Origin of the sequence: Oerskovia sp. Root22 (assembly GCF_001429135.1) — a bacterium.
Classification (GTDB): domain Bacteria; phylum Actinomycetota; class Actinomycetes; order Actinomycetales; family Cellulomonadaceae; genus Oerskovia; species Oerskovia enterophila.
Window position 1 is genome coordinate 355,511 of sequence record NZ_LMIL01000001.1, and the last position, 23,681, is coordinate 379,191.

Annotated in this window: 18 protein-coding genes, 1 tRNA gene and 2 pseudogenes; 12 read left to right on the forward strand and 9 right to left on the reverse strand. The window is 69.2% G+C overall.

The features are described from left to right. Positions 1–8: 8 nt before the first annotated feature. The 3 genes from ASE15_RS01430 (at position 9) to ASE15_RS01445 (ending at position 2,450) form a co-directional block, all read left to right on the forward strand. A complete protein-coding gene (locus tag ASE15_RS01430) occupies positions 9–953 on the forward strand; it encodes a metallophosphoesterase (protein WP_056760703.1) in 945 nt (314 codons plus the stop codon). Between the two features lie 112 nt (positions 954–1,065). Then, positions 1,066–1,142, forward strand: a tRNA-Pro gene (locus tag ASE15_RS01435). Between the two features lie 924 nt (positions 1,143–2,066). Further along, positions 2,067–2,450 (forward strand): hypothetical protein, encoded by a 384-nt coding sequence (locus ASE15_RS01445; protein ID WP_056760710.1) that lies wholly within the window; start codon positions 2,067–2,069, stop codon positions 2,448–2,450. A 46-nt stretch (positions 2,451–2,496) separates the two neighbouring features. On the opposite strand, the gene ASE15_RS01450 is transcribed toward ASE15_RS01445, so the two are convergent. Both ASE15_RS01450 and ASE15_RS01455 read right to left on the reverse strand, forming a co-directional pair. After that, positions 2,497–3,165 carry a restriction endonuclease gene (locus ASE15_RS01450; RefSeq protein WP_056760712.1) on the reverse strand — a complete coding sequence of 223 codons (669 nt, stop codon included), beginning with the start codon at positions 3,163–3,165 and terminating at the stop codon, positions 2,497–2,499. Positions 3,166–3,231: 66 nt separating this feature from the next. After that, positions 3,232–4,203, reverse strand: a complete 972-nt coding sequence (locus ASE15_RS01455) for a DUF4365 domain-containing protein (RefSeq protein WP_056760714.1) — start codon at positions 4,201–4,203, stop codon at positions 3,232–3,234. Positions 4,204–4,632: 429 nt separating this feature from the next. Between ASE15_RS01455 and ASE15_RS01460 the strand changes: the two are divergent. From ASE15_RS01460 to ASE15_RS01475, 4 genes and pseudogenes are all read left to right on the forward strand, one after another. Next, positions 4,633–5,602, forward strand: a pseudogene (locus ASE15_RS01460) (IS256 family transposase); the annotation flags it as partial. Positions 5,603–5,762: 160 nt separating this feature from the next. Continuing rightward, the gene (locus ASE15_RS01465; RefSeq protein ID WP_056760717.1) at positions 5,763–7,376 is read left to right on the forward strand and encodes a hypothetical protein; all 1,614 of its coding nucleotides are present in this window, start codon (positions 5,763–5,765) and stop codon (positions 7,374–7,376) included. Between the two features lie 5 nt (positions 7,377–7,381). After that, entirely contained in the window at positions 7,382–7,915 is a 534-nt protein-coding gene (locus ASE15_RS20630; RefSeq protein ID WP_157277092.1) for a hypothetical protein, read from the forward strand. Positions 7,916–8,512: 597 nt separating this feature from the next. Further along, entirely contained in the window at positions 8,513–9,751 is a 1,239-nt protein-coding gene (locus tag ASE15_RS01475; RefSeq protein ID WP_056760720.1) for an NAD(P)/FAD-dependent oxidoreductase, read from the forward strand. A 34-nt stretch (positions 9,752–9,785) separates the two neighbouring features. Here ASE15_RS01475 and ASE15_RS01480 read toward each other — a convergent pair whose 3' ends face one another. The 4 genes and pseudogenes from ASE15_RS01480 to ASE15_RS01495 all read right to left on the reverse strand — a co-directional run bounded on the left by ASE15_RS01480 (position 9,786) and on the right by ASE15_RS01495 (position 14,579). After that, complete coding sequence (locus ASE15_RS01480) at positions 9,786–10,976, reverse strand: bifunctional 2-methylcitrate synthase/citrate synthase (protein ID WP_082618090.1); 1,191 nt, start codon at positions 10,974–10,976, stop codon at positions 9,786–9,788. Between the two features lie 99 nt (positions 10,977–11,075). Next, positions 11,076–11,981: a methylisocitrate lyase gene (gene prpB / locus ASE15_RS01485; protein WP_056760723.1), complete on the reverse strand. Its 906-nt coding sequence runs from the start codon at positions 11,979–11,981 to the stop codon at positions 11,076–11,078. Between the two features lie 251 nt (positions 11,982–12,232). Next, positions 12,233–13,747: pseudogene (locus ASE15_RS01490) on the reverse strand (MmgE/PrpD family protein); the annotation flags it as partial. A 124-nt stretch (positions 13,748–13,871) separates the two neighbouring features. Further along, on the reverse strand, positions 13,872–14,579 hold the full coding sequence (locus ASE15_RS01495) for a GntR family transcriptional regulator (RefSeq protein WP_056760726.1): 708 nt from the start codon (positions 14,577–14,579) through the stop codon (positions 13,872–13,874). Positions 14,580–14,722: 143 nt separating this feature from the next. Here ASE15_RS01495 and ASE15_RS01500 point away from each other — a divergent pair, with 143 nt between their 5' ends. Genes ASE15_RS01500 through ASE15_RS01520 form a run of 5 tightly spaced genes read left to right on the forward strand, consistent with a single transcriptional unit; the run spans position 14,723 to position 19,735 of the window. Beyond that, positions 14,723–15,253 (forward strand): hypothetical protein, encoded by a 531-nt coding sequence (locus tag ASE15_RS01500; protein ID WP_056760728.1) that lies wholly within the window; start codon positions 14,723–14,725, stop codon positions 15,251–15,253. Position 15,254: 1 nt separating this feature from the next. Further along, positions 15,255–16,394, forward strand: a complete 1,140-nt coding sequence (locus ASE15_RS01505) for a DUF4331 family protein (RefSeq protein ID WP_056760732.1) — start codon at positions 15,255–15,257, stop codon at positions 16,392–16,394. Between the two features lie 2 nt (positions 16,395–16,396). Then, positions 16,397–17,767 carry a Dyp-type peroxidase gene (locus ASE15_RS01510; RefSeq protein WP_056760735.1) on the forward strand — a complete coding sequence of 457 codons (1,371 nt, stop codon included), beginning with the start codon at positions 16,397–16,399 and terminating at the stop codon, positions 17,765–17,767. Then, positions 17,764–18,630 (forward strand): enoyl-CoA hydratase/isomerase family protein, encoded by an 867-nt coding sequence (locus ASE15_RS01515; protein ID WP_056760738.1) that lies wholly within the window; start codon positions 17,764–17,766, stop codon positions 18,628–18,630. The genes ASE15_RS01510 and ASE15_RS01515 overlap by 4 nt, the downstream gene beginning before the upstream one ends. Positions 18,631–18,655: 25 nt before the next feature. Continuing rightward, complete coding sequence (locus ASE15_RS01520; RefSeq protein WP_056760741.1) at positions 18,656–19,735, forward strand: sulfite oxidase; 1,080 nt, start codon at positions 18,656–18,658, stop codon at positions 19,733–19,735. A gap of 114 nt (positions 19,736–19,849) precedes the next feature. Here ASE15_RS01520 and ASE15_RS01525 read toward each other — a convergent pair whose 3' ends face one another. From ASE15_RS01525 to ASE15_RS01535, 3 genes are all read right to left on the reverse strand, one after another. After that, the gene (locus tag ASE15_RS01525; RefSeq protein WP_056645087.1) at positions 19,850–20,554 is read right to left on the reverse strand and encodes a DUF2625 family protein; all 705 of its coding nucleotides are present in this window, start codon (positions 20,552–20,554) and stop codon (positions 19,850–19,852) included. A 126-nt stretch (positions 20,555–20,680) separates the two neighbouring features. Then, complete coding sequence (locus tag ASE15_RS01530; protein ID WP_082618092.1) at positions 20,681–21,583, reverse strand: formate/nitrite transporter family protein; 903 nt, start codon at positions 21,581–21,583, stop codon at positions 20,681–20,683. 79 nt (positions 21,584–21,662) lie between these two features. Further along, complete coding sequence (locus tag ASE15_RS01535; protein ID WP_056645083.1) at positions 21,663–23,651, reverse strand: cytochrome c biogenesis protein DipZ; 1,989 nt, start codon at positions 23,649–23,651, stop codon at positions 21,663–21,665. Positions 23,652–23,681 lie beyond the last annotated feature (30 nt).

A 23,681-nucleotide genomic window follows, 5' to 3' on the forward strand; every position in this document is an offset into this window, starting at 1 on the left:
GGTCCCGCGTGCACCCCGCACTGGTCGGTCTCGGCGCTCTCGCCGCGGTCGGTGCCGGGGGGCTCGCTTACGCCCACGTCGAGACCAAGCTGTTCACGCTCCGCGAGGTCACGGTCCCGGTGCTCCCGCCGGGGCACGCCGACCTGCGGGTCCTGCACTTCTCGGACCTGCACCTCACGCCCAGCCAGGAGCGCAAGATCGAGTGGGTCCGGTCGCTCGCCGCGCTGCGCCCCGACTTCGTGGTCGACACGGGTGACAACATGGCGCACCTCGACTCGCTCGAGCCGCTCCTGTACGCCCTCGAGCCGCTCCTGAGCAGCGCGCCCGGCGCCTTCGTCATGGGCTCGAACGACTACTACGCCCCCTCGCCCAAGAACCCGGCACGCTACCTGCTGCCGGACGCGCGGATCTTCCACAAGATCGATCCGCCGAAGCTCCCGGCCGCGGAGCTCGCTGCCGCGATGTCCTCGGCAGGCTGGATCGACCTCACCAACCGGCGCGACGCGGTCGACGTCGGCGGTCTGCACATCGACCTGGTGGGCGTCGACGACCCTCATCTCGACCGGGACGTCTTCCCTGCCGCACCCGAGCGGGCGGTGGGGGGAGCGGGGACGGACGCTGCGCCGTCGGGCCTGCGGATGGGCGTGGTGCACGCGCCCTACGTGCGCGTCCTCGACCAGATGCACGACGACGGCGCCGACGTCATCCTCGCCGGCCACACGCACGGCGGCCAGCTCTGCGTCCCGTTCTACGGGGCTCTCGTGACCAACTGCGACCTGGACCGCGGGCGGGCCAAGGGCCTGCACGGCTGGCCCGGAGCACGGCCCGACGCCCCCGGCGGCAAGGACTCGACCTGGCTCAACGTCTCGGCCGGAGCGGGCACGTCACCCTACGCGCCGTTCCGATTCGCGTGCCGTCCGGAGGCCACGATCGTGACGCTGACCGCACGCTGAGGCAGCGGTTTCGTCCCAGGGGCAAACGTCCGCTATTCTAGGCAGGCTCCAGCGCGCAGGTTTGGCGGGACCTTTCGAGGACCCCTCACCGACCTGACGCAACGAGAGCAATCGGGGTGTGGCGCAGCTTGGTAGCGCGCGTCGTTCGGGACGACGAGGTCGCAGGTTCGAATCCTGTCACCCCGACCATCGAAGGCTTACTGCAACTACGCAGTAGGTCATCGAAGGTACGTAGAGCGGGGCCATCCTTCGGGGTGGCCCCGCTTCGTCGTTGCCCGTAGCGGCCCCAGAAGTCGCTGGCCTGCCGAGATGCAGCGGCAGTGGAGGCGCCAGCTCGCTGGGCTAGGACGCCCGCCTGGAGCGAGAGCAACTCGATCGCAGGCTCACGCAGGGCGTAGCCGACGACCTTGTCGGTGTCGATGAGGATGTAGTGGAGGATGGCCTGGTTGAGTCGGCGACGCCACTCGTCGCTCGCTCCCGAGTACAGAGCGTACGGGTCAGTCAGAAGCCGAAGGCTCGCCTCAATGAACCCTGCGCCGTCTGCGAGGTCGGCTGTGACCTTCGTCTCCTTCTCGCGCAGGCGCGCTCGTTGGGCAGCGATGTCTCGAAGCCGCTGCCGGATCTTCGCCTGTGGCGAGTGTTCCGTCAGCAGCGAGATCGACCAAGTTCTCCTCCTGAGTGTCGAGCGCCTCCAACTGCTCGGCGAGCTGGCGCGCGGCCAGCCGTTCGGCGCTCTGGAGGTCGTCGAGCGTCTCCCGCATACCGGCCCGCATGACCTCGAAGAACTCAGGCGCGAAGGCGAGGTGCCGGTAGACCCCCGCGACAGCGTCCTCGACGCCGGGGGACTCCGCGATTCCAGACGGGCTCGCCACGGATCAGCCCGCAGTTCACCTGGCGCGCCATGCCAGAGCGCTCGCTACGCTGTCTACAGTCGCCAGCATGAGACGAGGGGCTGTGTGTGCCTCTCCACAGTGGCGGCCAAAGGCGCGACTCCCGGGACAGATGACCGTGCTTCTGATGCCCTGCGAGCGCGGCCAGCCCGACCTGTTGCGGCGCGAGCGTCCGAGCCATAGAGCAACGTCATGATGACGATCATTCACCAGGAGAGTGCAGATGCCCTACGACCAGGCTCCCGAGACGCCCGTCACTCCGGAGCAGGCTGTTGCGGCCGTACAGGCCTTCATCGATGAGAGGGCAGCTTCCCGCGTCCTGATAGCCGGTGCATTCACCAAACTCGAACTCGTCGACGGGGTACTGACGGCCACCTGGAGCGAAGCAGCCATCGTCGAGGAGAAGAGCAATCTTCTCCTGGGGCTCAACCCCTTCGAGAACCTCGCCGTGTGGCTGGGTACACCGCTGAGCTTCGACAACGAGGAAGGCCGCCAGATCCGTCAGCACGTCCACGCTGTCAGCGTCATCGGGCCCTTCGGCGTTGGCAGCATGAGTGTGCGTGACCTCTACGAACGGGCCACCGGCCTGCGCTACGACCAACCATGATCGCCCACCGTGTCCTGCGTGTGCTCAGCCTGAGATCGCCTGTCACCTACCCGCGCAGAGTCCCCTCGGTTGGCGGCCGCGTGAGTGTGGCTCGAAGCTGCCGCCGCCAAAGCGCCGTTCCGACTACGGCGACCGTCCAGTAGAAGATCACTTGCCCCCAGGTGATCTCGGGATCCGCGAACACACCGATCGTCGACACGACAGCTCCGACGCAGCCGAAGATCGTGAGGACGTGAATCCAGTGACGCTTCCACCACGCCTTCGTGGAAGGCGAGATTCGGGAGGCCTGCGACGACACTGATGACTGTGCGACGCCTTGTGGGTTCACTGGTCGGCGGAGCGCCTCGGTTGCTTTGGAGGTGATCGGGGTCAGGCCGCCGACGACGTTAAATGTGAAGAGCGCGACCTCCATCATCTCGCCGTACTCGACGGCTTGCTGCGAGAAGCCAGAGGCGCTAAAGAAGAGGAGGTGTAGGTAGTGGTTGCGGCCACGGGCGCCGACAAGCGCCTGGATCTCCTGACGTCCAGTCTGGGCGGCACGCCACTTGACCTGCGCGATGGCATGCGACGCACGAACGTCTACGCCGCCATCGGGACCGACTGGTGTCTCCTGAGCATCGGGGTAGCCCATGCCTCGCATCGCGTGGGCAGCCATCCGCTCGGCAGCGTAGTCACTTTGGATGTGTTCGCCAGGTCGCCAATCGGACTCGCTCATAGCCGAATCGTCTCGGGCCCCTTGCCTTGGCGACGAATCTGGAGCGGGTGAAATCCGCACGGGTCGTCAGCGCGAGGTGAGGATCATCCCGTCTCCCTCGGCGAACCGGTCAACGGCGAGGAAGCTCGTGCCGAGGTCGTTCAGGACGAGTTCGAGTCGCCAGCTGTCGACCTCGCCCATGGAATTCGCGTACGGGCGGAGTGTTCGGTCACCGATCCACTCTCTGCGCCACTCGGCGTAGCCCTCGCGAACGATTCGGTCACCCTCGTTGTCGTAGTAGACGCAAGCGTCCTCCCACGCCTCGTAGTCGGCGTCGTCGTAGGTCTCCTCGTGAAGAATCACGTCGGCCCACGGCACGAGAGATGGCAGGACCTCATCGTATGGTCGTGAACCGACCATGATGAACCAGGCGCCGAGCTCCTGGCGGTCCTCGTTGCCTTCGTCGACCGACACGATCGTGATGTCGCCTCGCCCCGAAGACTTGTTGATCCACTCGCCGGCCTCGAGGAGAATCCGGCGCCCGTCTTGCAGGAGCCTCATCCACGGCAGCGCCAGTCGGAGCTGGCGCAGGCGGAGCTCGTAGGGCTTACCCTCGGCGACCTTGGCCAGGCCTCGTCGCGACTCGCCCCCAAGCTGCTGGGCAGTCGGGACCAGGAGCTTCCTGCCACCTCGCTTGCCGGTGACGATCGTCTTCTGCGTCACGGTCTGCCAGTAGGCGGTCCCGGTGTCCGGGTTACACAGCACGACGATGACGGGCAGTGAGTGGTCGATCCAGTACTCCAGGTCGTCGGGGTCGAGTCGGAACCACCAGCCGTCATCGTGGGGCTTCTTGAAGTAGCTCGGGCCCGACTTGATCTGCGCCGCGATCAGGCGACCTGTGGCGGTCTCGTTCTCCACTACTTCAAGGTGCGCGTCGATGCCGAAGTCGTCAGTGGTCTGCTCGCGGAAGACCCAACCAATGTCGCTCGTCACGATTTGCTGAACCGTGGCTATGCCCTTGCGGTCCTGGACGGCAGAGGCCTTCACCTTCTTCGACATGGTCGCAGTGTACGGACGAGGTCTCTGCTGCACTCGTTCCCGGTAGGGGATGCGAGCCAGAGCTCCCATCGGTTCGCCCGACATCGCTTCATGACAATGTTCGGGTGTTGAGCCTGGCGTTCTGTGAGGAATGGGTTGTCAGGCGTCGCCGCCGCACCGCACCGGCTGGCCGCACAGCGCACGGTGAAGCTGGTCAATCACTCGGAGCTGGTCCGTGGTCGCATTCGGACCCACCCGGTCTCGCGTCCGAAGGTTCACGTTGAGAAGTTCGCTCAAGCGCTCCTCATGACTGCTCGGGAGATGCAGCACCGCCAGGACAGCTCAACCGACCCGAGCCTGTCAACTTCTCTGTGTAAGGCCGGGTCGTGGGCCTGATGAGAGGAGCATGCATGTCCGTGACGGATGAGTAGGAAGGACGTGCCGGCGGTGATGGCCGCGGACCTGGTGGCTTCGGGGGCTCTGGACGAGTTCTTCGCCCGGATCGATTCCGGCGAGGTCACGCTGACCGGGGACGGCGCGATGTTGCCGCCGATGATCAAGGCCGCGCTCGAGCGCGGGCTCGGGGCCGAACTCCCCGACCACCTCGGCTACGACAAGGGCGACCCGGAAGCCAGGCACTTTGCGAACTCGTGCAACGGCACGACCTCGAAGACGGTGGCGACCGAGGTCGGGGACGTGCGTCTGGACGTGCCGCGCGACCGCGACGGGACGTTCACCCCGATGCTCGTGCCCAAGGGCGCCCGGCGTCCGAGCGGGCTGGACGACATGATCATCAGCCTCTACGCGGGCAGGATGACGATCCGCGACATCGCCCACCACCTCGTCACGACGGTCGGGACCGAGCTGAGCCACGAGACGATCAGCAACATCGTCGACGAGGTCTGCAAGGAGGTCATGGCCTGGCAGAACCGGCCGTTGGAGGCGTTCTACCCGGTCATCTACCTCGATGCGATCGTGGTCAAGGTCCGCGACGGGGCGCACGTGCGCAACAAGGCCGCGCACATCGCCGTCGGGGTCGACATGGACGGGATCAAGCACGTCCTGGGGATCTGGATCGAACTCGCCGAGGGCGCGAAGTTCCGGGCGGGCGTGTGCGCCGAGCTCGCCAACCGCGGCGTGCGTGACGTGCTGATCGTGTGCTGCGTCGGCCTGACGGGTCTGCCCGACGCGATCGAGGCGACCCGACTCGATCGTGCAGACCTGCGTGGTGCACCTGATCCGCGCCGCGATGCGGTTCATGTCCAACGGCGACCGCAAGGCCGTCACGACGGCGCTCAAACCGGTCTACACCGCCGCCAACGCCGAAGCGGCCGAGCAAGCGCTGGCCGCGTTCGAGGCCTCGCCGCTCGGGGTCAAGTCCCCGCACGCGGTCGCGACCTGGAAGAACGCGTGGGAAAGGTAGCAACTATCGGTACATCAAAAACGCCACTTTCTATGACAGGGGTGGGATGTACCGACGGTGTTGTGTCATATACATCGAACTCTTGTGGATCCTCACGTCCTGGTGGGATGATGTGGTCATGAACAGTATTGACCCACATCTCGTGGAGAGCCTAGGAATGGACACTCTCAACTATCTACTGGGTGTCGATTCCACTTCCACTCTCGAGGCTGCGGAGGAGAACGGCGACTCGTCCTTTACCGCCGAGCAACTTCAAGTCCTGGCAGCGCTAGATATGGCGCGACAGAGAATCGAGACGCTCGATACCCACCCCGACTTTAGCTCCATGCAGTGGGCCGAGTGGCTCTTGCAGCGCAGCGACGGCTTTATCTTGGCGCACCGCCTGCGTGCTCTCGCGACTGGTGAGGAGCCGATCGCACCAGACACCAGCACGCTAGCAGGCTGCTTGTCAGGGCTAATCACCGATCTCTACGCTGGGCTTGTCCTTCCCGTCAGTGGTCCCTTCGGCATGAGCCCTGCTCACAATCTAGCGGGCGCGTACTACCGGCACCCGCTGCGCGAGACGTTCGAAGATCTCGTCATGCAGGATCGAGACCTGAAGCGAATATTTCCGAGAAACGAAGAACACACGGGCCAGATGGGCTACACGACTCGCAGCACCGGACAGGGTGGGACGATCCAGTTAACCATGTTTGCGCAAGAGATCATCGGCGCAGGCATCAAGCTAGCCCGATTCGAGCAGTCTGCGCTGTCACCCGAGCAGGTGGCCCAAGATGCGCTGCGATGTCTCGAACTGATCCGCAGTGCGCTACGTGGCGAGGATGTCCGTGTGCCGGTCCGGGTAGGACTCACTGGCGTGCTCCTGCCGGACGCGCGCACCGAGATGGACTTCGGTTGGGCGCGACTTCGCCGTGCAGATAGTAGCGATGCGCACCTGTGGGCAGCGACCTCTCTTGATGAAGCGGGCAGCCTGACGACCACAACGGAGCAGGGCGAGACCGTCGAGATCAGCTACCGCGGAGACTTGATCCTCGAGTTCGATGCCCCGTACAAGATGGTTCTTGGCGAACGCGACATTAGCGAAGCCTGGCCAGCAGAAATGATGGCCGTCTGGGACAGGTTCACCGAGATCTCTGAAAGCCTTCGCCTCGGGCTCCTACTCGCCGACCCCGATCACCGCACACTCGTAGTGACAACATGGCAATCCGTGCTCGACCCTATTTCTCACTCTAACGGCCTCGGTTGGGCCGATGCGAAGACCGTGCCCAACCTCATGGCACGCCAGCTCACCGCCGACGATGTTGACCAATGGCTCACCTGGTCCAAAGCCATCGACGAGCATCGCATCCCCACGATCGGCGTCGCGATCCGCCGCATGCTTATGGCCGTCGCCGAGCGGCGTAATCCTGAGGATGTTCTCGTTGATGCCGTCGTTGTCTGGGAAAACCTCTTCGGTGCCAAGTCCGAGACGACACTGCGCATCGCCAGCTCACTCGCGCTGCTCCTCAGCTCCGAAGAAGCCACCGCGACTGAGCGGCTCGCCAACCAGTCCACCTACAAGAGGCTCTATGCACTGCGCTCGGGTGTCGTCCACGGTGCACCAAACGCAGATCTCAAGAAACTGCAGCAAGGAGCTGATGACGCAGTCAAGATCTCCATGGCAGCGCTCCGTGAGATCTTCAGCGAGCAGGTCGACCTCTTGACTATCAAGACCAGCGAAGATCGAAGCCTGCACCTCATTCACCGCGGCGACAAGAGATCACGAAGCTAAGCCACATGCCACGCCTCACCTCCCACCGCTTCATCAAACAGCACCACTTGCTCAAGAAGATCTGGGAGGTCTCACCGAACTCCTTCGCCGACCTGTCCTTCAACGACCAGCGTCACCTGCACGACTTCTTCCAGCTCACGCACCTGCTCAGCGACAAGGAGCTCCTCGCGCACCGAGAACACATCACCCAGCAGCGCCCAGCACTCCCCCAGCAAGCAGGCAGAGCACTGCGCCGCCTGCTGACAATCGACCGCCGCCCACCTGACGCACTACTTGGCGAGCACATCACCGCCACCATCCAGCGAGGCTGGCGCACCATCACGGTCCGCGCCCTGGCACGCCCCGAGATCGACACCGCCAAGCTCTCCCGCATGTTCGCCGAACACATCCGCGACCAAGTCCGCCAAGTACAACAAACCAGGACAGACCTCACGCCCGCCCGTGGTTCCCATGACCACTCCGCCGCGGCACACCCCGCTCGATCAGCACATGCCGCACCGTCTCCGCACTCACCCCCACCCGAGACCCCACCTGCTTGAGGGTCAGCCCGGACTCGTAGAGCCGCACCGCAGCAGCGTCCATCTCTGACTCACTCAGGCCCTGCATCCGCATCACCACACCACGACCCCGCAGATACCGCGCCACCGACTGCCGATGCACCCCGAACTCGCCCCCCAACTCGTAGACCGTCCGCCCACCCTCATACCCCGCCACCAACGCATCCACCCGCGCCCGCGACAGCCGCACCTGCCGCGAAGCTGACTCTTGCTGAGACTGAGCAGGGCGAACCGAACCCATCGCCCCCTCCAGCAACCGCTCTGTCGCCTTTGTCCTATAAGAGAAGTTACAGTAGCGATGCAGGAGTCCGACCAGCACGAAGGCCCGGAGTCCACTGGACTCCGGGCCTTCGTCGTCCCCGCCCTCGCAGCACCGCCGAGGGCGACGCCCCCTCCGCCGCGGGTGACGCCCTCGCCCGCCGACGGTGACCGTCCCCTCCGCCGAGGGTGACGACGCGACCGGACCGCGCTCGCCGTCCGGGTCCAGGGCGATGGTCCCGCCCACGACAGCCCTATGCGGGTCCCCTCTTCCGGTGTCACGATGAGGGTCCTGCACCCCCAGCGTCGGAGGTCGTCGTCATGGCTGAGGAGCCGATCGTCATTATCGGAGGCGGCCTGGCGGCCGCGAAGGCCGCCGAGTCCCTGCGGACCGAGGGGTACGACGGCGACCTCGTGGTCGTCTCGAGCGAGCCGCACCGCCCCTACGAGCGCCCGCCGCTCTCGAAGGACTACCTGCGCGGCGAGGCCGAGCGCGACGTCCTCTTCCCTCTCTCCGAGGAGTGGTACACGGACCACCGCGTCGACCTGCGGACCGCGACGCGGGCCGCGGGGATCGACGTCGACGCGCACTCCCTCACGCTGATCGACGGGACGTCGCTGCCCTACTCGCGCCTGCTCCTCGCGACGGGCTCGACGCCGCGCTCGTTCGCGGTGCCCGGCGCCGACCTCCAGGGGGTGCACTACCTGCGCACGATCGAGCACGCCGACCTGCTCGCCGCGACGCTCGAGGCGTCGGCCCGCGAGGGCGCGGGTCGGCTCGCCGTCGTGGGTGACGGGTGGATCGGGATGGAGGTCGCGGCCTCGGCGCGCAGCCTCGGCCTGGACGTGACGGTCGTCGGGCGCGGCGTGCACCCCCTCGGGCGTGTGCTGGGCCCGCTGCTGGGCGAGATGTACGGGAAGGTCCACGCCGACCACGACGTCCACCTGCACCGCGACGCCCAGGTCGTGGGGATCACGGGGAGCGAGGGGAGGGTCACGGGGCTCGACGTCGCGGACGGTACGCACGTGGCCGCCGACGTCGTCGTGGTCGGCGTGGGAGTGACGCCCAACGTCGGCTTCGCGGAGGCCGCGGGGATCGACCTGCGCGACGCTCGCCTGGGCGGTGGTCTGGCCGTCGACGCGACCCTGCGGACGTCGGCGCCGGACGTGTGGGCGGCGGGTGACATCGCGAGCGTCCCCTCGCCGCGCTACGGCCGCCCCTTGCGGGTCGAGCACTGGGCCGTGGCCCTGGAGACCGGGCCGCACGCGGCACGCGCCATGCTGGGCTCTCGTGAGCCCTACGACAAGCTGCCCTACTTCTACTCGGACCAGTACGACGTGGGCATGGAGTACCTGGGGTTCGTCGAGGACCCGGCCGCGACCGAGGTGGTCGTGAGCGGGTCTCTCGAGAACCACGAGCTCGTCGCGTTCTGGGTGTCGGGCGACCGGGTCCAGGCGGGCATGACGGTCAACGTCTGGGAGCGAATGGAACGCGTCGAGGAGATCGTCCGGGCCGCGGGGCCGGTCGACCGGGATGCGCTCGCGGCGTTCCACGGCTGAGCGGCCCCGGCACGAGACCGGCCCCGCACCGCCGTTACGGCACCGCGCGCTGCGCCTGCCCCACGTACTGGCTGAGCGGCCGGATGAGGGCGTTCGCGGCGCGCTGCTCGACGACGTGCGCAGTCCAGCCCACGACTCGCGCGGCGACGAACAGCGGCGTGAACGTCGGGGTGTCGAACCCCATGAGGTGGTAGGCGGGGCCCGTCGGGTAGTCGAGGTTCGGCAGGATGCCCTTGCGCTCGGTCATCGCGGCCTCGAGCGCGTCGTACAGCTCGTCGAGCGCGGTCGCCTCGTCGGTGCCGAGGTGCGCGACCAGGTCGTCGAGCGTCTTCTTCATGGTGGGCACGCGCGAGTCGCCGCTCTTGTAGACGCGGTGGCCGAACCCCATGATCTTGCGCTTGCCGGCCAGGGCCTCGTCGAGCCAGGAGGCTGCCCGGTCGGCGGTCCCGATCTCGGCGAACGTCGCCATGACGGCCTCGTTGGCCCCACCGTGCAAGGGGCCCTTGAGCGCGCCGATCGCCCCCGTGACGGCCGAGTGCAGGTCCGAGAGGGTCGAGGTGATGACGCGGGCCGTGAACGTCGAGGCGTTGAACGAGTGCTCGGCGTACAGGACCATCGAGACCTCGAAGGCACGCACGACGCACGCGTCGGGCACCTCGCCGAACGTCATGTGGAGGAAGTTCTCGGCGTAGCCCAGGTCCTCGTCGGGGTCGACGATCTGCTGGCCGCGCCGGCGTCGCTGGTCGAGGGCCACGACCGCGGGCATCATGGCCCACAGCCGCAGGGCCTTGGCGTGCTCGGCCTCGGGGGACGAGTCCTCGGCGCTCGGGTCGTGCGCGCCCATGACCGAGACGGCGGTGCGGCACACGTCCATGGGGTGGCAGCTCGTGGGGAGCTCGAGGATCGCGTTGCGGACCTCACCCGGCAGCGCCCGGTTCTCCCGTTCGACGGCGGTCTGCTCGGCGAGCTGCTCGGGCGTCGGCAGCTCGCCGTGCCACAGCAGGTAGGCGACCTCCTCGAAGCTCTTGCGGGCCGCGAGCTCCTGGACGGGGTAGCCCCGGTACAGCAGCGAGTTCGTGTCGGGGTTGACCTTGGACACGGCGGTCGTGTCGACGACGACGCCCGCGAGGCCCTTGCGGATCTCCGGGGCCGGGGACGCCGTGCCCGGGGCGGTCGCGCGGGCCTCGGTGCCGTCGGGGACCTGCGCGGGGGTGCTGGTGGTCATGTGCTCACTCCTTCGTGATGCGGGGTCATGTGCTGCAGTACCGGGTCGCCCGGGCCGGCGAGGACCCCAGTCCTCGCCGGCCCGGGAACCCCGACCGCCCTACGGCCGGTAGGTGAAGATCTCGGTGTCGAAGTGGTTGTAGCCGGCATAGTCCACCAGCTCGTACAGCCGCGCGCGCGTCTGCATCTCGCCGACCACCCCGTCCTGCGTCCCGGTCTCCCGGATCACGTCCAGCGTGCGCTCCGCGGCCCCCATCGCGCTACGCAGGAGGGTCACGGGATAGATGACGATCTGCACGCCGACGGACGCGAGCTGGTCTCGCGTGAACAGCTCGGACTTGCCGAACTCGGTCATGTTGGCGAGCACGGGCACGTCGACCGCGGAGGCCACGGCCTCGAACTCGGCGAGGTCGCGCATGGCCTCGGGGAAGATCGCGTCGGCTCCCGCGTCGACGAGCGCCTTGGCCCGGTCGATCGCAGTCGCGAGGCCCGCTGCTCCGTCGAGGCTCGCCCGGACGTCGGTGCGCGCCATGACGAGGAAGTTCGGGTCGCGCCGGGCGTCGACCGCGGCACGGATCCGCTTGGTCGCGGTCTCGAGGTCGACGGTCGCCTTGCCGTCGAGGTGGCCGCACCGCTTGGGGTTGACCTGGTCCTCGATGTGGCAGCCCGCGACGCCCGCGTCCTCGAGCGTCTGGATGGTGCGCGCGACGTTCATGGGCTCGCCGAACCCCGTGTCGGCGTCGACGATCGCGGGCAGGTTCGTCATGCGCGCGATCTGCCCCGCACGCGTCGCGACCTCGGTGAGGGTCGTGAGGCCGATGTCCGGCAGCCCGAGGTCCGCGGAGATCACGGCCCCCGAGATGTACACGCCGTCGAAGCCCTTGTCCTCGATCAGCCGCGCCGAGAGCGGGTTGAACGCACCGGGGAGCTGGAGCAGCTCACCGGCGGCGAGCCGGGCGCGCAGCACGGCCCGCTTGTCCGACGGCGTCACGTGCGAGTACAGCATCAGTTGCCTCCTGCGGGGGTCGGGTCGGCAGAACCAGCAGAGCCGGCAGAGCCGTCAGCGTCGGCAGCGTCGGCAGCGTCGGGATCCTCGTCGGTCACGTCGCGCATGGTCCAGGAGGCTGAGCCGTCCCCGGGCCCGCTCCCGGCCGGCCCTCCGCCCGCGCGCCCCGTTCCCGGGGTGCCGGACGCGCCTGGGTGCGCTCCGCCGTCGGGCTCGCCGCCTGCCGCGCCCTGCGAGGGACGACCCAGCTCGAAGATGCCCGTGGGCACCGGGACCGCGTCCAGCAGCCCGGGCCGCGCGACGATCGAGAGCTCGCGCACCTCGGCAGGCGTGAGTGACGGGAGGCGCTGCGCGAGGTCGAGGAAGCGCTCGATCTCGGCGGGCTCGAGCACGCCGTCCGCGAGCAGCCGGAACTTGGCGACGTACTGCGCGCGGGCGAACGGGCGTGCGCCGAGCGGGTGCGCGTCGGCGACGGCGATCTCGCGGACGATCCGCCCGCCGTCGGCCAGCTCGATCTCGACGCGACCACCGAACGCCTTCTCGGCCGGGTCGACCGAGTGGTAGCGGCGCGTCCACTCGGGGTCCTCGGCCGTGGTGACCTTGCCCCACAGCGCGACGGTGTCGGCGCGGCCGGCGCGCTCGGGCGTGTACGAGTCGACGTGGTGCCACCCGCCGTCCTGGAGCGCGACCGCGAAGATGTACGGGATGGAGTGGTCGAGCGTCTCGCGCGAGGCCTTCGGGTCGTACTTCTGCGGGTCGTTCGCGCCCGAGCCGATCACGTAGTGCGTGTGGTGGCTCGTGTGGATGGTGATGCCGACGATGTTGTCAGGGTCGGCGAGCCACGGGTGCTCGGCGTGCAGCGCGCGCGCCAGGTCGATGAGCGCCTGCGACTGGTATTCCGCCGAGTGCTCCTTGGTGTAGGTGTCGAGGATCGCGGTCTTGGGCTCGCCGGGCGACGGCAGCACGACGTCGTAGCGTCCCTCGGGGCCGTCGAGCAGCCACGCGACGACGCCGTCCTCGCCCTCGTAGATCGGCTCGGGCGAGGTCTGCCCGCGCATCGCCCGGTCCACCGCCTCGACCGCGACCTTGCCCGCGAGGGCGGGCGCATACGCCTTCCACGTCGAGATCTGCCCCTTGCGAGACTGCCGCGTCGCGGTCGTGGTGTGCAGGGCCTGACCGATCGCCTGGAAGATCGTCGTGGTGTCGAGCCCGAGCATGGTCCCGATCCCGGCCGCTGCCGACGGGCCCAGGTGCGCGACGTGGTCGATCTTGTGCGCGTGCAGGCTGATGGCCCGCACCAGGTCCACCTGGATCTCGTAGCCCGTCGCGATGCCGCGCACGAGCGCCGCCCCGTCGCAGCCCGCGTGCTGGGCGACCGCGAGGATCGGCGGGATGTTGTCACCCGGGTGCGAGTACTCGGCCGCGAGGAACGTGTCGTGGTAGTCGAGCTCGCGGACCGCGACGCCGTTGGCCCAGGCGGCCCACTCGGGGCTCGTGCGGGTCGCGAGCGGGGTCCCGAAGACCGTCGCGCCGGGCTCGTACGGGTGCGCGAGGGCCTGCCCGCGGGCTGCGACGGCGGGCGGGCGCGTGAGGCTCGCGGCCGCGACGGCCGCGTTGTCGATCACGCGGTTGACGATCATCTCGACGACCTCGTCGGGCACCTCGACCGGGTCGGTCGCGAGCTCGGCGAGCTTCCACGCGAGCTGGTCGGTGCGGGCGAGGTTCTCCGCGGAGCGGTGGGTCCGCAGGTGGTGGGTCGTGGGCATCGGTGCCTCCGGTGGTCGGGTGCGGTGCGTCGGGGTGCGTCGGGTGGGCGTCCTGCCCGACGGCGCCGCGCGGGCTGGGGGTGCGGGTGCGGTCGGCGGGGGGCCGGTGAGGCTCGCGGCGTCGTCAGCCGGGCGGTGGCGCCTCGCCCAGGGCCTTGGCAGCCATGGCCGCGCTGCGCTCGATGTGCTCGCGCATGGTGCGCTCGGCCGCGTCCGGGTCGCCGCTCGCGATGGCGCGGGCCACCGCGCGGTGCTCGTCGACGTGGTCGGTCGTCCCGACGCGTTCGCGCGCAGACAGCGAACGGTAGCGGTCGACGTGCCCGCGGATCTGGCGCAGCAGCGCGGAGCACCAGCGGTTGTCGGCGAGCGACTCGATCTCGCCGTGGAACTGGGCGCCGATGCGCAGCACCTCGTCCTCGTGGTCACGCACGGCGTCCATGAGATCGACGAGGCGAGCGAGGTGCTGGACGTCGGCAGGCCGTGCGCGTTCGCACGCGTCCCGCGCGAGCAGCCCTTCGAGACGGGAGCGGACGTCGTAGACGCGGTGGAGGTCGGTGACCGCGAGCGGCGCGACGCGCACTCCCCCGGTGGGCTGCTCGACGACGAGCGCCTCGGCCTGGAGGAGACGCAGCGCCTCGCGGACGGGTGTCCGGCTGACGCCGAGCTGAGAGGAGAGCACGGGCTCGGTCAGACGTGCGTCCGCAGCGAGGGTGCCGTCGATGATCCGGGCCCTCAGGAGGTCGTAGACCGCGCGCGCGCCGGACTGTCGGCGGACTGCGGCGAGGGGCTCGTCGCGCGGTGGGGGCGACGTCGTCGTCGGAGCGCTGGGCATGCGGCCATCGTGCCACAGCACCTGCGTACTTGTATACAACGCTGAGTGCCCGCGTGCCTCAGGTCGCCTCATTCCATCTGGGTGATGTGGACACCAGGAAGCCGTGGAACGCTGAAGAAACCTCATCGAAGGAGGAACCGAAGGTGAGTACAACTGCTGGCCGCAGCGTCGGGCCCACGAGTGAGTTCAGCCTGTTCTTCCACGTCAAGCCCGGCCAGAGCGAGCCGCTCCGGGCCGCGCTCGACGACCTGCAACAGACCCCGGGGTATCTTCCCGGTGACTACGGCATGGCGATCAAGACGATTCACGAGGCACGATTCGTGCTCTTCGACGACGACACGCGACTCGCCTTCATCACGAGCTTCGACGGTCCCTGGGACGCCTACATGGACGACTTCTTCAACTCCGGCCCGACGCTCGCGCTCTTCGACCTCATCTTCAGGCACACCGAGGGCTACGCCGGCCTGCCGGACCTCGCCACCGAGAAGGCGTTCATCCTCGGAGCGCAGGAGCGTGCCGCCGCCTACGCACGCAACTACCCCGGCACGGTGAAGGAGATCCTGAAGGCGCAGCGCGTGAACGCGGCCTTCCAGAAGGTGCTCGATCACCCCGATGCCGCGGCCGCGCTGCAGCACCCGGCACTCCAGCCACTCCTCGACGAGGCCGGAGACTGAGGTGTCGGATCACATCTCGGGCCCGCGGGCGTTGGCCAACTCGATCGCCGACATCACCGACGTCTTCGCGTTCCCGAGCCCCGCCCGGCCGCGGCACCTCGTTCTCGTGATGAACACCCTGCCGTTCGCCAAGGTCTCCGACGCCCTCTCGGAAGGCCTGATCTACCGGTTCCGGGTGCGGCCCCTCACGGCAGCCGCGCCCGGCGACCACGCCCCGTTCTCCGCAGGCCCGGAGCACGGCGCCGAGGAGTTCGTGTTCGACTGCGTCTTCTCTCCGCCGACCGGCGCCGAAGGCCAGCCGTTCGAGCAGGAGGGCACCTGCACCACCCCCTCCGGCGAGACCGTGTCGTTCCGCGTCAACGACGAGGACGGCGGTTCCGCGCACGGCGTGCGGGTCTTCGCCGGTGCGCGCTGGGATCCGTTCATCCTCGACGCCCCCGCGGCGCTGAAGACCGTCGTGATCGGCGAGCTCGCCTTCGCGGAACGCGGCTCGATCTACATGGACGGCAAGAACGTCCTGGGACTCGTCGTCGAGATCGACCCTGCGCTGCTGGGCGGCGCCACGTTGGTCGGCGTCGTCGCCGAGACCCTGACGCGCGGCGTGTTCAACGTCCGGATCGAGCGCGTCGGGCGACCCGAGGTGAAGAACCTGATGCTCGGGCCGATGCAGTTCGATCGGGTCAATCAGGACCTCGAGATCCGCGACCTCTACAACATGGAGGACGCGTTCCACATCCAGCACGGCTACGAAGGCGCCTACCGGGCACGGCTCGACGCCAACCTCGCGTTCTGGGACAGCCTCGACGGCAAGACCGACTGGCCGACGATCGACGGCGTCCATCCGCTGACCGAGCTCGTGCTCGCCGACTACCTGGTCGTCGACCTCTCCAAGCCCTACCAGGAGAAGGGTTCGTTCCTCGAGATCGAGCTCGCCTCCCGCAGGGGACGGGCCCACGCGACCTGCGGAGGGCGCGCGATCAACGACGACGTGATGGACGTGTTCTTCACGACCCTGATCAACGCCGGCAACGGACCGATCATCCGCGACGGGGTGGACGGCTCGTCCCGGCCGGCCTCGCAGACCTTCCCGTACCTCTCGGCTCCCAACCCCCATCCGCCAGAGAAGCCGGAGCACCACTGAGCATGGCTGAGACGGGGAGCGTCACGCTCGAGCTCGATGACATCCAGAGTGGCGCCCTGCACGAGCGCCCCTCCCCCTACGTCGGCGCCTACCTGATGCTGCGCATCGACGACCGCGCCGACGGCCATGAGGTCGTCCGGCGGCTGACAGCCCTCGTGAGCTCGGGGACGCAGTCGCTCGATCCCGCCAACGACGCCTGGTTCACCGTCGCGTTCACCTACCACGGGCTGAAGGCGCTCGGAGTTCCTCAGGATTCCCTCGACAGCTTCACGCCGGAGTTCCGTGAAGGGATGGCCGCGCGGGCGGAGCACCTGGGAGACGTCGGCGAGAGCAGTCCTGAGAACTGGGAGAAGCCGCTCGGCACTCCCGACGTCCACATCGCCATCGCGGTCATCTCCCCCGACGCCGAACGACTCGAGGCCGTCACCGAGAAGGCTCGCCTCGCCCACCAGGAGCTGGCGGGCATCTCGGTCGTCTGGCGGCAGGACTGCTACCAGCTCCCGACCGGGCGCACCTCGTTCGGGTTCAAGGACGGGATCGGCCAGCCGGCCGTCGAGGGCAGCGGCAGGGCGCCGACGAACCCGCACGAACCGCCGCTCAAGGCCGGCGAGATCATCCTCGGCTATCCCGACGAGACCGGCGGGCTGCCGCCGATGCCGAGCCCCGACGTCCTCGGCCGCAACGGCACCTACGTCGTCTTCCGGAAGCTCCATACGAAGGTCGCGGCCTACCGGCAGTACCTCCGCGCGCGAGCGGCGAACCGTGAAGAGGAGGCGCTGCTGGGGGCGAAGATGGTCGGACGCTGGCAGAGCGGAGCCCCGCTGGCCCTGACGCCCGACGTCGACGACGCCGAGCTCGGCAGCGATCCGCAGCGCAACAACGCCTATCTCTACGGCGATGACCCCCGGGGCTTCAAGTGTCCGGTCGGCGCCCACGCACGACGCGCCAACCCGCGCGACGCGCTCGGCGACGACGGCAGCACGGACGTGCGCCTGCACCGCATGATCCGACGTGGCACGAGCTACGGCCCGATGCTCCCCGACGGCGTGCTGGAGGACGACGGCGCGGACCGCGGCATCATCTTCGTGTTCGCCGGCGCCCACATCAAGCGCCAGTTCGAGTTCGTCAAGACCCAGTGGCTCAACGACGGGATCTTCATCGGCGCCCCTGACGAAGCGGACCCGATCGTCGGCTCCCCCCACCACGCGAACACCTTCACGATCCCCCGGCGACCGATCCGACGCCGCCTGCAGGAGCTCCCGCCGTTCGTCGTCACGCGCGGGGGCGAGTACTGCTTCGCGCCGAGCCTCTCGGCCATGCGTTGGCTCGCAGAGCTTCCGCATTCCGTCTCGACCGAGGAGAGCACGCCATGAGCACGACCCCCGAGGGGACCGACCGCTGGAAGGCGCTCGACTTCGCCCCGCCGGCTGCAGACGCCCCCGAACCCGAGTCCTCCGTCCTCGTCGAGTACCAGCATGACGACCAGATCGCCGTGATCACGCTCAACCGTCCGCACGCCGACAACGCGATCACGACCGAGATGGGTGCTCGACTGACCGAGATCGTCGAGACGATCGCCGTGCGCACCGCCGTGCGCGTCGTCGTGCTCACGGGCGCCGGCGAGCGCGCGTTCTCCGTCGGCAGCGACCTCCGACAGCGCAGGAGCATGACGAAGGAGGACTGGCTTCGCCAGCGCCAGGCGTTCGACCGCACGCTGTACACCGTGCGGCAGCTGCGCAAGCCGCTCTTCGCCGCCGTGAACGGCATCGCCTATGGCGGCGGGTGCGAGCTCGCCCAGAGCTGCGACTTCATCATCGCCTCCGAGAACGCCACGTTCGGGCAGCCGGAGGCGATGCTCGGCCTCTCGGCCGGTGGCGGCTCCCCGGTGTTCCTGCCACGCCTGCTCGGACCGGGCAGGGCACTGCAGATGCTCATGACCGGCGACCCGATCTCCGCGGCCGAAGCACACCGGCTCGGCATGGTCAACGAGGTCCACGACCAGGACGACCTGGCGGCCGCGGCAGCTCGGATCGCGGAGAAGATCGCCCGCAACTCCCCGACGGCGGTCCAGGCCGTCAAGCGGGCCGTACAGCTCGGCGAGGGGCAGCCCGTGGAGCAGGCGATCGCCATCATGATGGAGGCGCACTGGCGCTCGGCCGTGCACCCCGACCGCATCGAGGGCATCGGAGCCTTCAACGAGGGCCGAGACCCGGTCTTCCGCGACGCCGACTACTGAACCCGGCCTACGAGGAGGCAGAGCAATGACGATTCCCGACGAGGTCATCCGTGCGCGCGCCGCGCTGCAGATGATCAACCCGGCCCCGTACAACGCGGAGGCGCCGCCCGCGGCGCTCGCCGAGGAGATCACCCCGACCGAGCTCCACTACGTGCGCAGCAACTTCTCGCTGCCCGAGCACGACGGCAGGCTCGAGATCGGCGGCGCGGTGGAGCACCCGCTGACCCTCACGCTCGAGGACCTTCGTGCCTTCCCCGCGCACGAACGCGCGGTCACGCTCGAGTGCGCCGGCAACGGACGCCTCGAGATGCGTCCACTGCCCACCGGTGAGCCATGGGGCGACTACGCCGTCTCGACCGCCCGCTGGAAGGGTGCTCTGCTGCACGAGGTGCTGGCACAGGCGCGGCCGCACGACGACGGCGTCGACGTGAGGTTCGAGGGCGCCGATCACGGCGCCTACCACCTGGCCGCGGTGCTCGCCGACACCGACACCGAGGACATGCACTTCGTCCGCTCCCTGCCGCTGGACCACGTCGCCGATCCGGCTTCCGAGATCCTCATCGCGTACGAGATGAACGGCAGACCCCTCGGCCAGGACCACGGTGCGCCGTTCCGGATCGTCGTGCCGCACTGGTATGCCGTGGCGTCGGTCAAGTGGCTCCAGCGCATCGACGTCTTGACCGAGCCGTACGTCGGCGAGTTCCAGACGGGGCACTACATCTACGAGTGGGCCGATCGGGACCCGGAACCCGTCGACCTCATGCGCGTCAGGGCGCGCGTCACCGCTCCCGCCGCTGGCTCGACCGTGCCCGCGGGCACCGTCGAGGTGCGCGGAAAGGCCTGGTCGGGCACCGGCCCCATCGCACGTGTCGACGTGAGCCTCACGGGCGCCGGCGAGTGGCGCGAGGCCCACCTCGCTCCGCCGACGGGCCCGTACCACTGGCAGGAGTGGTCGTTCGACTGGGAGGAGGCCGCGGTCGGGCGCCACACGCTCCGCGTCAGGGCGACCGATGCAGCGGGGAACGTGCAACCGGACGTACCGCCGTGGAACCGGCTCGGCTACGGCAACAACGCCATCGAGGTCGTCTACGTCGACGTCGTCTGACCAGATCCCACCACTGCGCTCTCGCACGACAGGGTCTGGCCTCGTTGGAGAACCGCTCACCCCTCCGGGACCAGACCGCGCGACGTGCCTGCGCAACGGTGGCGTCCACTGCCGTCAGCGGACGCCGGGGCCCGTCTCTCCCTCGGCTGCCGCGTCGGCGAACGGGGTCATCCGTTCTCCCAGCTCCTGGTGCCATGCGGCGAGGCCGTCGAGCGGGACCGGGCTCCGCTTGGTCGATCCGCTCCCCTGGCCCGACCACAACGGCGGATAGACACTGAGCCCCTGGCTCGGCGGGAGCGCTTCCAGGTCGTCGACCCAGCCCGGCCAGCGCAGGTCGGCCACGTACTCGGCGAGCCCGCCGCTCACGGCCCACTCCGCGAAGGCACCGAGGCCGAAGCCCAGGACGTGCCACTCGAGCGTGTCCGGGGCGAAGTAGTGCACGTCCCCGAGCGGGCCGGGCAGGCCGCCGCCGTTGACCGCGAACGTCCCGCCGAGCACGTCGAACGCGACGACGAGCCTCTGGGGCGCGACGGCCCCCTCCTCCGGGGTGCCCAGGCCGTTGATCGTCGCGAGGTCGGGGAGTCCGTACGCGCCTCCGCCGAGGAGCCGGAGCCAGCCGTGGTCCACCAGGACGCCGCCGGTGTAGAGGGCCAGCGCCCCGAGCGTCGAGCGCGTCGTGATCTGGAGGCGGTACAGGACCTCGGGCGCCCACTCGGGCGGCGCGAGGACCTCGACGCCGGGCCGCTGGAACATCCGGGCGAGCGTGGGCCACGCAGGATCGTCGACCTGCGTCAGATCCGAGACCGTCCTGATGCCCATGACCGGGGATCATGCCACGTCCGGCAGTGAATTCCGACACGTCGCGGAGGATCCGCTACCGGATTCTCCCCATCTGTGCATCTTCTCCGTGCTCAAGGAGGTGCGATCCCCGGAATTCCGGGGCAACTAGACCTCCCGGGGCGTCCGCTCCGTGAGACGGACGGAGCCCTCGGCCATCGGCGCGGGCACGGTCTCAGCGGCCTCGTCCACCCCGTGGAGAGGTCCTGCGACCGCACCGGCATCGGGCGTCGCGACCTGGCGCCGTCCGGCCACAGCCGCGTAGCCGAGGCCCACGACGACCGCGCCCCCGACGAGGTTGCCGAGCCCGACGAACAGCAGGTTCCGTCCGAACTGGCCCCACGTCGTCAGCATCTCGGGGCTGAAGAGGCCGATGCTGAACGTGGTCATGTTGGCGACCACGTGCTCGAACCCCGAGGAGATGAACGCGAAGATCGCCCAGAAGATGACGATCGCCTTGCCGGCCTCCGACCGGAGGCGACCGCACGCCCAGATCGCCGCGCACACCAGGACGTTGCACAGGACGCCGCGGAAGAAGAGCTGACCGCCGGTCTCGTGCGACTTGCCCGCGAGCATCGACGCGATCATCTCGCCCGCGGCGGCGTTGGTGTGCAGGATCCCCGACTGGACGACCATCCACCCGAACAGCATGGACCCGAGCAGGTTCCCGCCGAAGCAGAACAGCAGCGTCCCGACGGCGGAGCGCACCGGGATCGTCCGCGTCACCGCTCCCTGGGTCAGGATCATCATGGCCGAGGTGCTGAGCTCGGCCCCCGCGAAGACGACCAGGGTCAGCGCGACCGAGAAGACGCCACCGGCCACGAGCCGCTCGGCCGGCGCCCCCGCCGCGAGGAACGGCCCGGCCGTGGCGACCATGAGGACCACGCCCACCCCGATGTAGGCCCCGGCGAGCATCGCGGCCACCAGATATCGCCAGGGGTGCCGGGTGCCCTCGACCTTGGTGCGAGCTGCTCGGGACTGCTCGGACAGGTTCTCGGTGAGGGTCAGCACCCTTCGATGATCCGCCCGTTCCATCTATGCGTCCCGGAGGGTCGGCAGATGGAACGGGCGGTCTCAGTCCGGACGCTTCCTACCCGAACGTGAACGTGAAGACCTGCATCCCCGCCGGGACCTCGAGCTCGACCGTCCCCTCGCTCGGCGCGTCCCCCTCGATCACCGGGTAGAGCGTCGGGTTCCCCGAGACCGCGATGTCCCGCCGCTCGACGACCTCCCCGTCCGCGTCGCGGACGGTCGCCACGACGGTGCCCTGGCCACCCAGGACGGTGAAGACGTCGGTGCCGCGGTAGGCCAGCCGCACGCGCGCACCCTCGGACACCGCGGTCGCCCCCTGGAAGTCGACGTCCCACGTCCCGCCCAGCGAGAACGTGTCGGAGGCCTGGTCCTGGGTGAGCGTGAACGCCTGCTCGCCCGCGGCGTAGCGCGGCTCGCCCGCGTAGTTGCCGACCTTGCCGACCGAGAGGTACGTCTCCGGGGTCGTCGAACCGTCCGGTGTCCCGTCCTCGACCGAGGTCGCACCCGGCAACGTGACGCCCGGGTTCGCGTCCGCGAGCAGCTCGCGGATCAACGCCTCGGTGTCCTCGTACCCGCCCTCTCCGAACCGGATGTGACGTACGGTCCCGTCGGCGTCGATCAGGTACTGCGCCGGCCAGTAGCGGTTCCGGTACGCGGTCCAGGTCGCGTAGGAGTTGTCCTGTGCGACCGGGTACGTGACGCCCAGGTCGTCGGCCCCCGCCACGACGTTGCGCGTCTCGCGCTCGAACGCGAACTCGGGCGTGTGCACCCCGATCACCTCGAACCCCTCGCCCACGTCCTTGTACTGCTCGTACCAGGCGTTCACGTGCGGGATCGCGCGCTGGCAGTTGATGCAGGAGTAGGCCCAGAAGTCGACCAGGACCACCTTGCCGCGCAGGTCGTCGAGCACGAGCGGCTGGTCGCCGGGTGTGTTGAACCACGTGTCGATCCCGCGCAGCGCGGGAGCCGGACCGCAGTCCTCGAGCTCGGGCGCACCGTTCGAGCAGTTCGACAGTTCGCGGTTCTCGTCCGTGACGATCCCACCGAGGTCGAGCGCCTCGCGCACCGTCCCGGACGCGTCGACGCGCTCCTGGAGGCTGCCCGTGTAGTCGGGCAGCGCGCGCTGGAGGTAGGCGGGCAGGTTGAACGCGAGCCCGACCGCGAGCGCGATCATGACCACGCCGCCCGCCACGCGGATCCCCCGTGCGTGGCGCTGGAAGGCCTTGACCCGTTCCGCGACCCGACGGCCCGCGAGCGCGAAGACCAGCAGCGGGATCGCCGCGCCCACCGCGAACGACACGGTGAGCGCGATGGTCTCCGGCCCGATGTTCCCCGTCGCGCCCGCGACCGTGATGGCCGCGAGGACCGGTCCCGCGCACGGGACGTACAGGACCCCCAGCCCCAGACCCAGCACGAACGCCCCGCGGTCCTGGCTGCGCGTCCCTCGTCGCGCACCGAGCGCCGCGATCCTCTGGAACGGTCGTTCGAGCACCTCCTCGAACCGCGGCACGATCATGCCCACGCCGATCACCGCGAGCAGCGTCAGGCCCACCCAGCGCAGGAGGTCCTGCGGCAGGCCGAGCGCCCCGAGGAGCAACGAGCCGAGCAGAGTGAAGACGCTGAAGCTCACGACGAGCCCTGCGATCACGAGGTACGGGCGCCACGAGCGACGAGCGGCCGCGTGGGCGTCGTCGCGGGCGTCCGCGCCGCCCCCGGCCCGACGGCGCCGCTCGCCCTCGGCGCGTGGGGCGCCACGGTCGCTGGTCGGCGGGGCCGCCGTGACGACCTGCCCGCGCGCACCCACCGTCACGACGCCCGGAGCACCCGCGAAGAGCGCGGCCGACGGCGCTGCCGACCCGTCCTCCGCCGAGGGCGACCGGACCTCGGTGGTGGCTCCGTCGTCGGGCACGGCGGAAGCTGCGGGTGCGGCGCCGCGGGCACCCTGCACCCCGCCCGCGAAGAAGATCACGGGCAGCATGGGGAGGATGCACGGCGAGATGCCGGTGATGAGGCCACCGAGCAGACCGATGAGGACGAGGGTTTCCATGGCCGGGGTTCGGCGCCGCGTCCCCGCGGG

What these genes read in the sequence shown, in the direction of transcription:
- ASE15_RS01445 (WP_056760710.1), top strand. Translation starts at nt 2,067, where the DNA reads ATGCCCTACGACCAGGCTCCCGAGACGCCCGTCACTCCGGAGCAGGCT.
- ASE15_RS01450 (WP_056760712.1), bottom strand. Translation starts at nt 3,165, where the DNA reads ATGAGCGAGTCCGATTGGCGACCTGGCGAACACATCCAAAGTGACTAC.
- ASE15_RS01455 (WP_056760714.1), bottom strand. Translation starts at nt 4,203, where the DNA reads ATGTCGAAGAAGGTGAAGGCCTCTGCCGTCCAGGACCGCAAGGGCATA.
- ASE15_RS01465 (WP_056760717.1), top strand. Translation starts at nt 5,763, where the DNA reads ATGGACACTCTCAACTATCTACTGGGTGTCGATTCCACTTCCACTCTC.
- ASE15_RS20630 (WP_157277092.1), top strand. Translation starts at nt 7,382, where the DNA reads ATGCCACGCCTCACCTCCCACCGCTTCATCAAACAGCACCACTTGCTC.
- ASE15_RS01475 (WP_056760720.1), top strand. Translation starts at nt 8,513, where the DNA reads ATGGCTGAGGAGCCGATCGTCATTATCGGAGGCGGCCTGGCGGCCGCG.
- ASE15_RS01480 (WP_082618090.1), bottom strand. Translation starts at nt 10,976, where the DNA reads ATGACCACCAGCACCCCCGCGCAGGTCCCCGACGGCACCGAGGCCCGC.
- prpB (WP_056760723.1), bottom strand. Translation starts at nt 11,981, where the DNA reads ATGCTGTACTCGCACGTGACGCCGTCGGACAAGCGGGCCGTGCTGCGC.
- ASE15_RS01495 (WP_056760726.1), bottom strand. Translation starts at nt 14,579, where the DNA reads ATGCCCAGCGCTCCGACGACGACGTCGCCCCCACCGCGCGACGAGCCC.
- ASE15_RS01510 (WP_056760735.1), top strand. Translation starts at nt 16,397, where the DNA reads ATGGCTGAGACGGGGAGCGTCACGCTCGAGCTCGATGACATCCAGAGT.
- ASE15_RS01515 (WP_056760738.1), top strand. Translation starts at nt 17,764, where the DNA reads ATGAGCACGACCCCCGAGGGGACCGACCGCTGGAAGGCGCTCGACTTC.
- ASE15_RS01520 (WP_056760741.1), top strand. Translation starts at nt 18,656, where the DNA reads ATGACGATTCCCGACGAGGTCATCCGTGCGCGCGCCGCGCTGCAGATG.
- ASE15_RS01525 (WP_056645087.1), bottom strand. Translation starts at nt 20,554, where the DNA reads ATGGGCATCAGGACGGTCTCGGATCTGACGCAGGTCGACGATCCTGCG.
- ASE15_RS01535 (WP_056645083.1), bottom strand. Translation starts at nt 23,651, where the DNA reads ATGGAAACCCTCGTCCTCATCGGTCTGCTCGGTGGCCTCATCACCGGC.